Annotated in this window: 14 protein-coding genes; 13 read left to right on the top strand and 1 reads right to left on the bottom strand. The window is 56.4% G+C overall.

The annotated features are described in order from the left end of the window. Positions 1-6: 6 nt before the first annotated feature. The gene (gene hslU / locus KYT87_RS28675) at positions 7-1341 is read left to right on the top strand and encodes an ATP-dependent protease ATPase subunit HslU (protein WP_104142571.1); all 1335 of its coding nucleotides are present in this window, start codon (positions 7-9) and stop codon (positions 1339-1341) included. 229 nt (positions 1342-1570) lie between these two features. Here hslU and KYT87_RS28680 read toward each other — a convergent pair whose 3' ends face one another. Next, complete coding sequence (locus KYT87_RS28680) at positions 1571-1876, bottom strand: copper-binding protein (protein WP_006216414.1); 306 nt, start codon at positions 1874-1876, stop codon at positions 1571-1573. A gap of 208 nt (positions 1877-2084) precedes the next feature. Here KYT87_RS28680 and KYT87_RS28685 point away from each other — a divergent pair, with 208 nt between their 5' ends. The 12 genes from KYT87_RS28685 to KYT87_RS28740 all read left to right on the top strand — a co-directional run bounded on the left by KYT87_RS28685 (position 2085) and on the right by KYT87_RS28740 (position 13803). Then, the gene (locus KYT87_RS28685) at positions 2085-2645 is read left to right on the top strand and encodes a cob(I)yrinic acid a,c-diamide adenosyltransferase (RefSeq protein ID WP_219991395.1); all 561 of its coding nucleotides are present in this window, start codon (positions 2085-2087) and stop codon (positions 2643-2645) included. Between the two features lie 178 nt (positions 2646-2823). Next, the gene (rfbB, locus tag KYT87_RS28690) at positions 2824-3885 is read left to right on the top strand and encodes a dTDP-glucose 4,6-dehydratase (protein WP_219991396.1); all 1062 of its coding nucleotides are present in this window, start codon (positions 2824-2826) and stop codon (positions 3883-3885) included. A gap of 147 nt (positions 3886-4032) precedes the next feature. Next, complete coding sequence (locus KYT87_RS28695; RefSeq protein ID WP_219991397.1) at positions 4033-4956, top strand: glycosyltransferase family 2 protein; 924 nt, start codon at positions 4033-4035, stop codon at positions 4954-4956. A gap of 7 nt (positions 4957-4963) precedes the next feature. Continuing rightward, on the top strand, positions 4964-5860 hold the full coding sequence (gene rfbD, locus KYT87_RS28700; protein ID WP_219991398.1) for a dTDP-4-dehydrorhamnose reductase: 897 nt from the start codon (positions 4964-4966) through the stop codon (positions 5858-5860). Then, complete coding sequence (gene rfbA, locus KYT87_RS28705; protein ID WP_219991399.1) at positions 5857-6738, top strand: glucose-1-phosphate thymidylyltransferase RfbA; 882 nt, start codon at positions 5857-5859, stop codon at positions 6736-6738. Before rfbD ends, rfbA begins: the two co-directional genes overlap by 4 nt. Beyond that, positions 6738-7286: a dTDP-4-dehydrorhamnose 3,5-epimerase gene (gene rfbC, locus KYT87_RS28710; RefSeq protein ID WP_219991400.1), complete on the top strand. Its 549-nt coding sequence runs from the start codon at positions 6738-6740 to the stop codon at positions 7284-7286. Before rfbA ends, rfbC begins: the two co-directional genes overlap by 1 nt. Further along, on the top strand, positions 7283-8296 hold the full coding sequence (gene galE, locus KYT87_RS28715; protein ID WP_219991401.1) for a UDP-glucose 4-epimerase GalE: 1014 nt from the start codon (positions 7283-7285) through the stop codon (positions 8294-8296). The genes rfbC and galE overlap by 4 nt, the downstream gene beginning before the upstream one ends. A gap of 11 nt (positions 8297-8307) precedes the next feature. Next, the gene (locus KYT87_RS28720) at positions 8308-9129 is read left to right on the top strand and encodes an ABC transporter permease (RefSeq protein ID WP_219991402.1); all 822 of its coding nucleotides are present in this window, start codon (positions 8308-8310) and stop codon (positions 9127-9129) included. Next, a complete protein-coding gene (locus tag KYT87_RS28725) occupies positions 9119-10474 on the top strand; it encodes an ABC transporter ATP-binding protein (RefSeq protein WP_219991403.1) in 1356 nt (451 codons plus the stop codon). Before KYT87_RS28720 ends, KYT87_RS28725 begins: the two co-directional genes overlap by 11 nt. Before the next feature lie 16 nt (positions 10475-10490). Then, positions 10491-11459, top strand: a complete 969-nt coding sequence (locus KYT87_RS28730) for a bifunctional 2-polyprenyl-6-hydroxyphenol methylase/3-demethylubiquinol 3-O-methyltransferase UbiG (protein WP_219991404.1) — start codon at positions 10491-10493, stop codon at positions 11457-11459. Between the two features lie 21 nt (positions 11460-11480). Next, entirely contained in the window at positions 11481-12476 is a 996-nt protein-coding gene (locus KYT87_RS28735) for a glycosyltransferase (protein WP_219991405.1), read from the top strand. A gap of 61 nt (positions 12477-12537) precedes the next feature. Continuing rightward, on the top strand, positions 12538-13803 hold the full coding sequence (locus tag KYT87_RS28740) for a glycosyltransferase family 4 protein (protein WP_219991406.1): 1266 nt from the start codon (positions 12538-12540) through the stop codon (positions 13801-13803). Positions 13804-13872: the final 69 nt, after the last annotated feature.

The following is a 13872-nucleotide window of genomic DNA, read 5'->3' on the forward strand; positions in this document are numbered from 1 at the left end:
GCCCTCATGTCCGCATCCAACATGACGCCCGGAGAGATCGTCTCCGAACTCGACAAATACATCGTCGGCCAGAACCGCGCCAAGCGCGCGGTGGCCGTCGCCCTGCGCAACCGCTGGCGCCGCCAGCAGGTGGCTGAACCCCTGCGCCACGAAATCCACCCCAAGAACATCCTGATGATCGGCCCCACCGGCGTGGGCAAGACCGAAATCGCGCGCCGCCTGGCCAAGTTGGCCAACGCGCCCTTCATCAAGATCGAAGCCACCAAGTTCACGGAAGTGGGCTATGTCGGCCGCGACGTCGACACCATCATCCGCGACCTGACCGAATACTCGATCAAGCAAACGCGCGAACTCGAAATGCGCCGCGTGCGCACCCAGGCCGAAGACGCCGCCGAAGACCGCATCCTGGACGCCCTGGTGCCGCCCGCCCGCGGCGCCTCCGGCGAGCCGGAGCGCGGTGAAGACAACAGCGCCCGCCAGACCTTCAGAAAGCGCCTGCGCGAAGGCAAGATCGACGATCTGGAAATCGAGATCGAGGTCGCCCAGGCCGTGCCGCAAATGGACGTCATGACGCCCCCCGGCATGGAAGAAATGGCCGAGCAATTGCGCGGCATGTTCGCCGGCATGGCCCGCGACAAGAAAAAGCCGAAGAAGATGAAGGTGCGCGAAGCCTTCAAGTTGATCGTCGACGAAGAAGCCGCCAAGCGCGTCAACGAAGAAGACCTGCGCACCGTGGCCATCAATAACGTTGAGCAGAACGGCATCGTCTTCCTGGACGAGATCGACAAGATCGCCGCGCGCCAGGAATCGGGCGGCGCCGACGTGTCGCGCCAAGGCGTGCAGCGCGACCTGCTGCCGCTGGTTGAAGGCACCACCGTCAACACGCGCTACGGCATGGTCCGCACCGACCACATCCTGTTCATTGCGTCCGGCGCGTTCCACCTGGCACGCCCGTCGGATCTGATCCCCGAGCTGCAAGGCCGTTTCCCGATCCGTGTCGAACTGGAATCGCTGACCGCCGAAGACTTCGTGCGCATCCTGTCCGACACGGACGCGTCGCTGACCAAGCAGTACACCGCCTTGATGGCGACGGAAGACGTGCAGCTGGAATTCACGGATGAAGGCGTACGCCGTTTGGCCGAACTGGCTTACGAGGTCAACGAAACCACCGAGAACATCGGCGCCCGCCGTCTGTACACGGTGATGGAAAAGCTGCTGGACGAGTTGTCGTTCGACGCGACGTCAAGCCAGGACAAGCACGTGAAGATCGACGCCGCCTACGTCAACTCGCAACTGGCCGAAGCCGCCAGCAGCCAGGATCTGGCTCGCTACGTGCTGTAAATCGGGGGCTTTGGGGTTGGCGACACGTTCGCGCCCCTGGCCTTGCCAGCAAAAAAGCCGCTTGCCGCCTGATGGCGGAAGCGGCTTTTTCTTTGGGCTCCGTGGATTGCGAGCTGCGGGCCGCGAGGTCCGGAGTTCGGGGTCCTGAGTACGGAGTTCGCGGTCCAGGCTTGGGCTTCGAACCGAGGTCGTGGATACCCGAGCTGGCTCAGTGCCCACTAGGCAAACTTCAGTTCGTGATCGCCGTCACGACGTATTTGCCATCCTTGCGGGTCGCCGTGAAGCGCACCTTGTCGCCCGCCTTGATCTTGGCCAGCAGCGCCGGGTCCGCGTCATACACCAGCGTCATTGCCGGCAAGTCCAACGCCTTGATTTCGTCGTGCTTGATCGTCACCTTGCCCGCGGCCGGGTCCACCCGCCGCACTTCGCCGCTGGCGTCGGCCTGCTGAGCGAACGCCAGCGGCGTCGCCAGCGATACAACAGCCATCGCGGTCGCGACAGCCATGGGCATTGCATATTTGCGGTCAAAAGCCATACAGGCATCCTCCATTGACAGCGAAAGCTGCTCCGGCGGCACAGCGCCCGACCAACTTTCCACAGTGCTAGGATACCGCCGTTAAGAAACAGTTCCTGCGGCAGAACGCAACAATCCTGACGGTTGATTGCCGGCCCCCGCGCCACCGGGCGCGCGCTTATCGCCGCACGCAACGCCTACTTTCTCTTTAGCCCATTCAGGAACCTTCATGGCCAACCGCTTATCCGTCATCGCCACCCGCACCGGCGACGACGGCACCACCGGACTGGGGGACGGATCCCGCACCCCCAAAGACGCGCCGCGCATCGCCGCATTGGGCGACGTAGATGAATTGAACAGCGTCATCGGTGTATTGTTGGGCGAAGCCATCCCGGCAGAAATCGCCGCCGACCTGCTCGCCATCCAGCACGACCTTTTCGACATGGGCGCCGAGCTCTGCATCCCGGGACACACGGCGGTGAAGGACGAACAGGTCGCGCGACTGGACGAGCGGCTGACGCACTACAACGGCACCCTGACCCCGCTGCGGGAATTCATCTTGCCGGGCGGCGCGCGAGCGGCAGCACAGGCGCATGTTGCGCGGACGGTGTGCCGTAGGGCGGAACGGGCGGTAGTGGCGTTGGCGGGAGTGGAAGCGGTCAACCCGCCGGTTCGCCAATATTTGAATCGGTTGTCGGATCTGTTGTTTGTGTTGGCACGCTGTATCAATAAGGCGGAAGGAAAAGGGGACGTGTTCTGGACGAGTCCTCAAGCGCGTAAGGCGACGTAACTGGTGAGAAGAATTGCAAGGCCAGTTAAGGCCTTTGTATGGGCGCTACCGTTGTAACCTCGCTGTTTCACACCCCAGATTTGTTTCATTTATTAGGTCTCGCTAAAGCACTTGCGGCATAATTGCGGGTTAATCAGCGGGTTCGCGTCGACGCTTAACGCTTAAGGGCTATATAAGAATGAGTATTATTGTTACCGGCGGAGCGGGATTTATCGGCTCCAATTTCGTTCTCGACTGGTTCCAGGAAAGCACCGAACCCGTCGTGACGTTGGACAAGCTCACCTACGCGGGCAACCCCGAAAACCTGGCGTCGCTGAAAGGCAATGCAGCACATAAGCTCGTGCAGGGCGACATTGGCGACTTCGATCTCGTCAGCCGCCTGCTGGCCGAGCACAAGCCGCGTGCCGTCCTGAACTTCGCGGCCGAGTCGCACGTAGACCGCTCTATCCATGGCCCGGGCGAATTTATCCAGACCAACATTGTCGGCACGTTTCACCTGCTGGAAGCCGTGCGAGCGTACTGGAACGCCCTACCCGACGACGAACGCGCTGCATTCCGCTTTTTGCACGTGTCCACCGATGAAGTCTACGGGTCCCTGGAAAAGGACGATCCCGCCTTCAGCGAGACCAATCGCTACGAGCCCAACAGCCCGTACTCGGCCAGCAAGGCAGCCAGCGACCACTTGGTGCGTGCTTATCACCACACCTATGGTCTGCCGGTTCTCACGACCAATTGCTCGAACAACTACGGGCCATATCACTTCCCAGAGAAGCTGATTCCGCTGGTGATACACAACGCGCTGGCTGGCAAGCCGCTGCCGATCTACGGCGACGGGCAGCAGATTCGAGACTGGCTGTATGTCTCCGATCATTGCAGCGCCATCCGTCGAGTTCTCGCGGAGGGGAAAATAGGTGAGACCTACAACGTCGGCGGCTGGAACGAGAAGGCCAATCTGGAGGTGGTGCAAGCCCTCTGCGCATTGCTGGACGAACTAAGCCCGAGGCCGGACGGCCGGTCGTACACTGATCAAATAGCCTTCGTGCAGGATCGTCCAGGGCACGATCGCCGCTACGCGATTGATGCGAGTCGCTTGCAACGCGAACTGGGATGGACGCCGTCCGAAACGTTCGATAGTGGTATTCGGAAGACGGTTCTCTGGTATTTACGCAACCAGCAATGGATAGACAACGTCACCAGCGGCGCCTATCGCGACTGGGTGAGCCAACAATACAGGGCATAAATACCGCATCGCGCTCAGCATTCACACGGCGCAAAGCCCCTATTTGACGCCGTGATCGCGCGCGCCCTCCGGCCTGCAAATCAACAGAGCTTCCCTCGCAACGGCCCGGGTAACCCTAATGCTAGATACTTATTTAGACGAGTTGTCGTGAGCGAAAGAATTGCCATCCTTCTCTGCACTTACCAAGGTGAGAAATACTTGGCTAGCCAATTGGATTCATTCGCGGCCCAAACCCACACCGACTGGGTGCTGGCCGTGTCCGACGACGGATCCGTCGATAGGACTCGCGCAATGCTCGCGGACTACAGGCTGAAATGGGGTGCATCGAAACTTAACCTGTATGAGGGACCTCGACGCGGCTTTGTGGGAAATTTCTTGTCATTGACCTGCAACGCCCAGGTCCAGGCTGATTATTACTCGTTTTCGGATCAGGACGATATTTGGCATGCCGAAAAACTCGAGCATGCGATGGAATGGCTGAGAACCGTGCCTTCTGATACGCCAGCGTTATATTGCACCCGCACACTACTGGTCAATGAAGAGAACCGGCCAATTGGCCTTTCGCCATTATTCCAACGGCGACCGGCCTTTGAAAACGCGCTTGCCCAGAATATCGCTGGGGGCAACACCATGGTCTTTAATAACGCGGCGCGTCAACTCCTATTGCGAGCCGGCCCCCTCGTCGATGTGGCTGCACATGACTGGTGGGTTTACCTTGCAGTGACGGCCTGCGGGGGCCAAGTGAAATATGATTCTCGCCCCTCCCTCCGCTATCGCCAACATAATAGCAATCTGATAGGTGCCAATCGTGGACTTCTAGCGAGACTGACGCGAATCCGGATGCTTTTCAAAGGCCACTTGAAAGAATGGAACGCGCGCAACATAGAAGCACTGGGGCAGTTGCGGAGCCTGATGACGCCTCCGAACGTCACTCTGCTGAGTGACTTCATTCGTGCGCGTGACAGCGCCTTATTCGGGCGAATTCGAAAATTCAGATCTACCGGTATCTACCGTCAAACTGCTTTAGGCAATTTCGGCATGTTGCTGGCCGTCATATTTAACAAGCTGTGAGGTTCTCGTGAAAATTCTTCTCCTCGGCAAAGATGGCCAGGTGGGTCGGGAATTGCAACGTACCCTGCTCCCCTTGGGCGAGGTAATTGCACTCGGCCGCCACGGTGCCGACCTGAGCGATTTGGAAGCACTCCACGCCACTCTCGAAGCACATCGGCCGGACGTCATTGTCAACGCCGCAGCGTACACCGCTGTGGACAAGGCCGAAAGCGACCGAGACATGGCTGCGCAGATTAACTTCCGTGCCGTCTCGGCCTTAGCCAAATACGCTAAGGCACGCGACGCCCTGCTGACCCACTATTCGACTGACTATGTCTTCGATGGCGCCAGCAGAAGCCCCCACACCGAAGTCGATCTCGTGGGGCCGCAGAGCGTATATGGCGCCACGAAGCTGGCTGGCGAGACGGCGATTACCGACAGTGGATGTAGGGCGATCGTGTTCCGCACCAGCTGGGTGTTCTCGTCCCACGGCAGCAACTTCTTGAAAACGATTCTGCGCTTGGCGCAAACGAAAAGCAGCTTGAATGTCGTCGCGGATCAATTTGGCGCCCCCACCTCTGCGGAGTTAATCGCCGACGTCACTGCGCTTGCCGTCAACGGCTATCACCGGAATCAGTTTGCGGACGGCATCTACCACCTTGCCGCCTCGGGCGAAGCGAGCTGGTGCGAATTCGCGCGCTACATCGTCTCCCAGGCATCAGCCCGCGGTGCTGCGCTGCAGCTAACTGCTGATGGAATAAATGCGATACCAGCGGCGGACTATCCTACTCCAGCAAAGCGACCGCAGAATTCCCGGCTAAACACCAGTAAGCTCTCGCAGGCGTTGCAACTGCAATTACCACATTGGACCGCGCATACCGACCGCGCCATTGACCAACTCATAAAAATCGGAATCCCAACATGACGCGCAAGGGCATAATATTGGCAGGGGGATCCGGCACGCGCCTGCATCCGGCGACGCTGGCCATTAGCAAACAATTGCTACCTGTGTTCGACAAGCCGATGATCTATTATCCGCTCACGACCCTCATGTTGGCTGGCATCCGGGATATTCTAATTATTTCCACGCCACAGGACACGCCGCGCTTCGGACAATTACTTGGCGATGGTTCGCAATGGGGTGTAAATCTCAAATATGCTGTGCAACCGTCTCCCGACGGTCTCGCCCAAGCATTCATCATCGGAGAGTCATTTATTGGTAATTCCGACTCTGCCTTGGTGCTTGGCGACAACATCTTTTACGGCCACGATTTCCAACGCCTCCTGCAAAGCGCTGACACGCGCACCGAAGGCGCCAGCGTATTCGCCTACCATGTGCACGATCCAGAACGATATGGCGTAGCAGAGTTCGACACGAACGGTCGCGTCCTGTCTCTGGAAGAAAAGCCGATTCAACCCAAATCAAATTACGCAGTGACCGGGTTGTATTTTTACGACAACGAAGTCGTTGACATCGCCAAACGCATCACACCCTCGACGCGTGGCGAACTTGAAATCACGGATGTCAACCGCGCCTACCTGGAGAAGGACCGCCTTTCGGTGGAAATCATGGGCCGCGGCTACGCGTGGTTGGATACCGGAACTCATGAGTCTCTCCTCGAAGCGGGACAGTTTATTGCAACACTGGAAAATCGTCAGGGTCTGAAAGTGGCATGCCCGGAAGAAATTGCTTTTCGCCAAAAGTGGATTTCCGCCCAAGACCTGGAAAAACTGGCCGCACCGCTTTCTAAAAATGGTTATGGTCAATATCTTAAGCGCTTGCTCGTGGAAAAGGTTTACTAATGAATGTGATCCAGCAAGCCATTCCTGAAGTTTTTATTTTTGAACCCCGAATATTCGGCGACGAACGTGGCTTTTTCTTTGAGAGCTTCAATAAGAAGGTATTTGAAGAAGCCACCGGAATACAACGCGACTTCGTGCAAGACAATCACTCGCGTTCATCGAAGGGCGTATTGCGCGGTCTGCACTACCAGATCCAGCAAGCTCAGGGAAAGCTCGTCCGCGTGACCGAGGGAGCGGTCTTCGACGTCGCCGTCGATATCCGCACATCCTCCCCCACGTACGGGCGATGGGTTGGCACGGTTCTGTCCGCGGAGAACAAGCGTCAAATGTGGGTGCCGGAGGGTTTTGCCCACGGATTTCTGGTGATTTCCGATTACGCTGAATTTTTGTATAAAACCACTGACTACTACGCGCCACAACACGAACGTTGCATTAGTTGGAATGACTCCTCGATTGGCATCGAGTGGCCGCTCCAAGGTGCCACGCCGGTAATGTCCGAAAAAGACTTGAATGGCAGGAGCTTGGACGAGTCGGAGGTTTTCCCATGATTCTCGTAACGGGGGGTTTGGGCTACATCGGCTCCCACGCCTGTGTTTCGCTCTCGAATGCCGGGCAAGAGGTCGCGATTTTGGACAATCTCAGCAATTCGAAAGCCAGCGTGCTACAGCGCCTGCGGGGGATCTGTCCAAACTCCGTCAGATTCGAGAAGGGCGACATCCGCGACAAAGCAACCCTCTCGCGACTATTCGGCACCTATCAAATAAGTGCCGTCATGCACTTCGCTGGCCTGAAAGCCGTGGGGGAATCGACCAAGTCGCCGATTTCCTATTACGATAATAATATCGGAGGCACGTTGTGCCTGCTGGAAGCGATGACAACTGCAGGGGTTAAGACATTGGTCTTCTCGTCCTCTGCAACGGTATACGGCGACAGTTGCAATGTGCCAATTCCAGAGGAGAGTCTGCGCTCTGCGACCAATCCATATGGCCGCAGCAAGCTCTTTATCGAAGACATCCTAGCTGACCTGCACAGCTCGGACGATCAGTGGCGCATCGCCCGTCTGCGTTACTTCAACCCAGTTGGCGCACATGAAAGCGCTCGTATTGGTGAAGATCCTGTTGGTATACCCGCCAATCTGATGCCCTACATTGCGCAAGTAGCTGTCGGTCACCGCGAACGGCTGAACGTATTTGGCGGCGACTATCCGACCCGAGATGGCACTGGCGTGCGTGACTACGTACATGTCATGGATCTGGCAGAAGGCCACGTCGCGGCACTTCGTGCGCTGCAACGTCAGGGCGGTATGCTTACCGTCAACCTGGGCACGGGGAGCGGCACCTCCGTACTGGAGATCATCGACGCGTTCTCGAGGGTTTCACACCGCGATATCCCGTATCAGATCGTTGAACGCAGACCGGGCGACGTCGCCCAGTGCTACGCCGCCGTCGCTCATGCAGAGCGCGTCCTTGAATGGAAAGCCAAACGGAATTTGGCCGACATGTGTGCGGATCACTGGCGTTGGCAGGTCGAAAATCCAAATGGATACCCCCAGTCGTAGGAGCGAGCACTATGCAGCAATACTCAAGCAGCGGGCGCGAAATGGTCGCAAGCCTGTGGCGCAATCGCTCTCTTATCCTTGCGTTGACAAAACGGGAAGTTATCGGCCGGTACCGCGGGTCAGTGATGGGGCTGGCGTGGTCCTTTTTCAATCCCATCCTGATGCTGACGATCTACACGTTCATCTTCTCGGTGGTCTTCAATGCTCGCTGGGGCGGAAGCACGGAAAGCAGCAAAACGGAATTCGCGCTAATTCTGTTCGTTGGGCTTATCGTGCATGGATTGTTTGCGGAATGCGTACTGCGCGCCCCCAGCCTCATCCTGAACAATGTCAATTATGTGAAGAAGGTCATTTTTCCGTTGGAAATACTGCCCTGGGTCGCTTTCGGCGCGGCGCTCTTTCACACTTGCATTAGCCTGATTGTGTTGCTGGTGGCGCGTGTCGTGCTGCAACATGAATTGCCTTGGACGGCCCTACTGTTCCCTCTTCTTCTCATTCCATTAATTTTAGGGACCCTAGGCATCAGCTGGTTTCTGTCCGCGCTGGGCGTCTACGTGCGTGATATCGGCCAGATCACGAGCATGCTGACTACGGTCCTCTTGTTTATGTCGCCGGTCTTCTATCCGATCAGCGCCTTGCCTGAAAGATACCAAGCACTGGTCAACTTGAACCCCCTCGCTTACCTGATTGAAGAAAGCCGCAACTTGCTGATTTTCGGAGTCCTGCCGGACTTTAGGCACTGGGCCATTCTGATGGTTGTTAGCGCCGCGGTCGCTTGGATGGGCTTCTTATGGTTTCAGAAAACGCGCAAAGGATTTGCCGATGTCCTCTGATATCGCCGTCAAGATTGAAGGGCTCAGCAAGAGCTACCATATTTTCGACAAGCCAAGAGACCGTTTGCTGCAGATGATTTTCGGCAGCCGCAAGCAGTACTACAAGGAATTTTGGGCGCTGCAGGCTTTATCGATGGAGATTCGTAAAGGGGAGACGATCGGGCTTATCGGCCGTAACGGCAGCGGAAAGTCCACGTTGCTGCAGTTAATTTGCGGCACACTCAATGCGACAACCGGCACGATCGCGACTCATGGCCGTGTGGCGGCGCTGTTGGAACTGGGATCTGGTTTCAATCCGGAATTTACGGGGCGCGAGAACGTCTACTTAAATGCGGCGATGCTAGGCCTGACCGAGGAAGAGATTACCCAGCGTTTCGACGACATCGCCGCATTTGCCGACATCGGCGACTTCATCGAACAGCCTGTCAAGACGTATTCTAGTGGGATGTATGTCCGACTCGCCTTTGCTGTCGTAGCGCACGTGAGCGCTGACATCCTCGTCATCGATGAAGCATTAGCAGTCGGAGATGCAGTCTTCACTCAAAAGTGTATGCGTTTTCTACGCCGCTTCCAGGAAAACGGTACCATCCTATTCGTCAGCCATGACATCGGAGCCGTAACTTCCCTGTGCCAGCGCGCGTATTGGCTGGACAAGGGCGTCCTGCGTATGTCGGGCACGCCTAAAGACATCAGCGCAGCCTATATGGCCGACATATATGAAGCGCAACAGGGGCCGAGCTCAACGCCGCCTGCAAAGCCAGTACCGCTATCGGGTAGCCCTAAACAGATTGCGGAAGCGTCCCCGCCGGTGTTTCGCGACATGCGGCTGGATTTCCTGAGCAACACGCCGTTCAGGAACGATATCCAGTTATTCACTTTTGAAGAAGACGCCAAAGCATTCGGTAAGGGCGGGGCAAGTATCGAAAACGTGCAATTGCGCGATACAGAAGGCCGACCCTTGCAATGGGTCGTGGGCGGCGAACGCGTCAGCTTGCATGTATCATGCCGTGCCCACCAGGACGTCTTCTCCCCTATCGTGGGTTTCTTCATCAAAGATCGACTAGGGCAAGTACTGTTCGGCGACAACACATATCTGACTCACATAGACGCTCCCCTGAGCGTCTCCGCGGGCGAGTCCTTTTCGGCTTCCTTCTCGTTTCCGATGCCCATTCTGCCTATCGGCGACTACAGCATTAACGTAGCGTTAGCGGAAGGCAACCAACAAGATCACATCCAGCATCAGTGGATTCATGAAGCCCTTATTTTTCGATCCACTTCGAGCTCGATCACGACCGGTCTGGTGGGCATTCCCATGGAAACCATTGCACTGACGCTGGGCGATTGACTATTACGAGAATCACATGGAATTTACTGGCGAACGTTTCATCCCCACGCTCCCTGGCGACATACGCCTCGAGCACTTGCACCGTTATGAATGGTGCACGGCTCATACGCAGGGCAAACGCGTGCTAGACATCGCGTCAGGGGAAGGCTACGGCTCATATGCATTGTCGCGGAATGCAGAAAGCGTGTACGGCGTAGATATCTCTGCAGAAGCGGTCCGCCATGCCAGAGCCAAGTACGGCGACAGGGCCAATCTGACGTTCATTGAAGGCAATGCGGCGCGCATTCCCTTGCCCGATCAAAGTGTAGACGTCGTAGTCTCCTTTGAAACGATCGAGCATCACGATCAGCATGAAGAAATGATGTCGGAAATCCGGCGCGTCTTGACCCCGGATGGCCTATTGATCATTTCCTCGCCCAACAAAAAAATTTATTCCGATCTAGCTGGCGGGGACCACAATCACTTCCACGTCAAAGAGCTTTATTTTTCGGAGCTTGATGCCCTGTTGGGTCGCTATTTCTCGAATGTAAAGTACTACGGCCAACGCGTTACCGCGACCTCACTGTTGATGCCCCTCGAGAGGGATCTACAGGACAGTATCCAGACGCTCACGGAGACTGACGAAGGCGTCAACCGCGCCACGCCAGCATCGATCGAACCCATGTATTACCTGGCGGTTGCCAGCAATATTAGACTGCCAGATACTGGCCGAACGACTGCCTTTTTCTCAGAATGCGACAACGCATTCTACGAAAAACAGCGAGAGGTGCTAGACCTAAGCGCCGAAATTCGCAAGATGAGCGAATACATCGCCGAGGTCTCACAGGCGCTGAAAGTTCGGGATGGTGACCTCGATTTTATCAAACAGGAGTTGGCTACGGCACAGAAAGACCTGAAATGCGCACAAACGGAGATCGCCATCCTGGAGGACACTCGATGCGCGCGATTTACACGCACGCTTCGGTCGTTCTTCGGAAAAGCCTGACATTCTGACCCAATAATTAGCATGAAAATCGCCTTCGTCAGCCAGCCCGAATATTTCCGTTTCTGCTATGAGCAAGATCTGAGCGTGGATCATGAGGTGCGCGAGTTTCCTTTTCATTTCGGCATGAATGATGAAGAGTTCGCGGATCTAATTGACTTTGATGCAGACGTCAATTTCTTCTTCAGAGGAGAGTTCTTCCCTTCGACGCTGCTGCCACGCCTGCGGGGCATGAAAGTCGCACTTTCGAGCGAGCCTTTTCCCCGAAACTTGGGGTCAAAGCTGGAATACACGCGTGACTCGATCAAGCGATATTTAGATTTCCGTTCGCGTATTCGCAGCCAACGGTTCGACTACGTGTTTCATTATGATGAATCCTCGCTGGGATTTATGGCCAGAGATGGTCTAGAACTTTCCGGGGCTTTCGCTTTTCCCGTGGCTACCGACACTTATGTCGACCGGCAACTCGAGCCAAAGTGGGATATGTTCTTCATTGGCCGGAGCACTCCGCATCGTGAGCGTTACTTTGGGCCTCTCAAGCATCATTTTCAATTTTTGCATATCTGCCATGGCATTTTCGGTCCGCCGCTGACTGAATATATGGCGCAAGCCAAGATAAATCTCAATGTACATGCAGAACCCGAGATTTCATGGGAACCGCGGATGCAAATGTTGCTGGCGGCGGGCGCATTTGTAATCTCGGAGCCAATAACGCCGAACAGTCACTTGCGCCCTGGCATAGATTATGTAGAAGTAACTTCGCCCTCCGACATGTATGAGAAGGTCGCCTATTATCTCACGCATGACGACGAACGCCGCCGCGTCGCGTCTTCCGGCAGGGCGCGTATTCAGGAAATCTTGAACGCTAAACGCAACTTCGAGCTGCTGATCGGGGATCTGCACCAAGGCAAGTATCCTCGATTCAACACGCGCAAGCCGTCCCGACGCGTGACTGCCCTTGCCAAGTACTTCGACGCAGAGGCCCGTGCACGCGCCTTCTTCCGCAAGCTGCTCAAATAACCTTGGACCACGGCGTTTGCCTCCCCAACTACTGAATATGCCAACCTCGCCAGAAAAGAAAATGAAGATCGGCTATATCGTTCCCAGTTGCTCAGTGTCTGGTGGCATGGCGGTCATTTGTCAACACGCGAACCGCCTTCGCAAACGTGGCCACGAAGTCGTATATCTTTCCATCGTGGAGATCCGCCCGATGGACTGGTTCCCAGGCCAACAAGTGCCAATCCACGACGCCGCCACTTGGGGAGGTGATCTGGACATCGTCGTAGCGACAGGCTGGAGCACGGCATTCTGGCTACCCCGAATTGCCGCTCGGGTGAAGTGCTATTTTGTGCAGTCCGACGAAACGCGGTTCCACCCAGACGACTCCCGTTGGCAGCATCTGACCACGCTCACATATTATTTCGGCGTGCACTACCTGACGGAGGCACGGTGGATACGTGAATGGCTGAAAAACAGCTTCGGACACCAGGCGGTGTTAGTGCCGAATGGGCTGGACCCTGAGATTTTCGGCCCGGCCGAACCGCTTGAGGCAAAAGGCAGCAAGCCCCGTATTCTGCTGGAGGGAGCCATCGGCCTTCCGTATAAGGGCATGCGCGAGGCGTTCGAGGCGGTGCAAGACATTGATGCCGAAGTGTGGTGCGTCAGCTCGTATGGATCGCCGGAACCCCATTGGCATTGCGATCGCTTCTTTGAGCATGTACCAATGCAAGACATGCGCAGAATCTATTCCAGTTGCGACATCTTACTTAAACTGAGCCGCGTCGAGGGCTTTTTCGGCCCTCCGATGGAAATGATGGCATGTGGCGGCGCGACAGTCGTCGGGCGAGTGACGGGCTACGATGAGTACATTGTAGATGGCCAAAATGCGCTGGTGGTGGACGCACTGGACATTAATGCGGCGCGCAACGCAGTGCAGAGGCTGATCGATGACACTACTCTCCGCGGTAATTTAATTGCCGCCGGTGCAAAAACTGCGCGCGAATGGGACTGGGAGAGCTCGATAAACACGCTAGAAAAATTCTTCGCGGAACTCGCTGCCGATCCGCAAAGTTGGTATGACAATTCGCCTCGCCCCAAATACGACCGTAGTATCGCGTTTGCCTACGACATGATGTCCAGAAGCGTTTTGCCTGAAGACATTGTGCCCGTTACCGCGTCCACCCCCCAGGAAGCCTTCCCGCCTCATGTGCAGCGCCTTGCCGTGTATATGGCAAACTCCCTCGCATTTCGGCGATTCGCCGACCTTGCACGTGTCGGTTACCACGTCTACAAAAAATCGCGCGGCAAAGCCGGCGCGATAAAGCGTAGATTGAGGCGCCTTTTCTAGTGAAACGACGCTCGGCATGGAGCCAGAATCGCGGAACCGTGATGGGTGCGCGCGACCGACTGCCGACCT

Origin of the sequence: Achromobacter sp. ES-001, assembly GCF_019448355.1 — a bacterium.
Taxonomy (GTDB): domain Bacteria; phylum Pseudomonadota; class Gammaproteobacteria; order Burkholderiales; family Burkholderiaceae_B; genus Achromobacter; species Achromobacter spanius_B.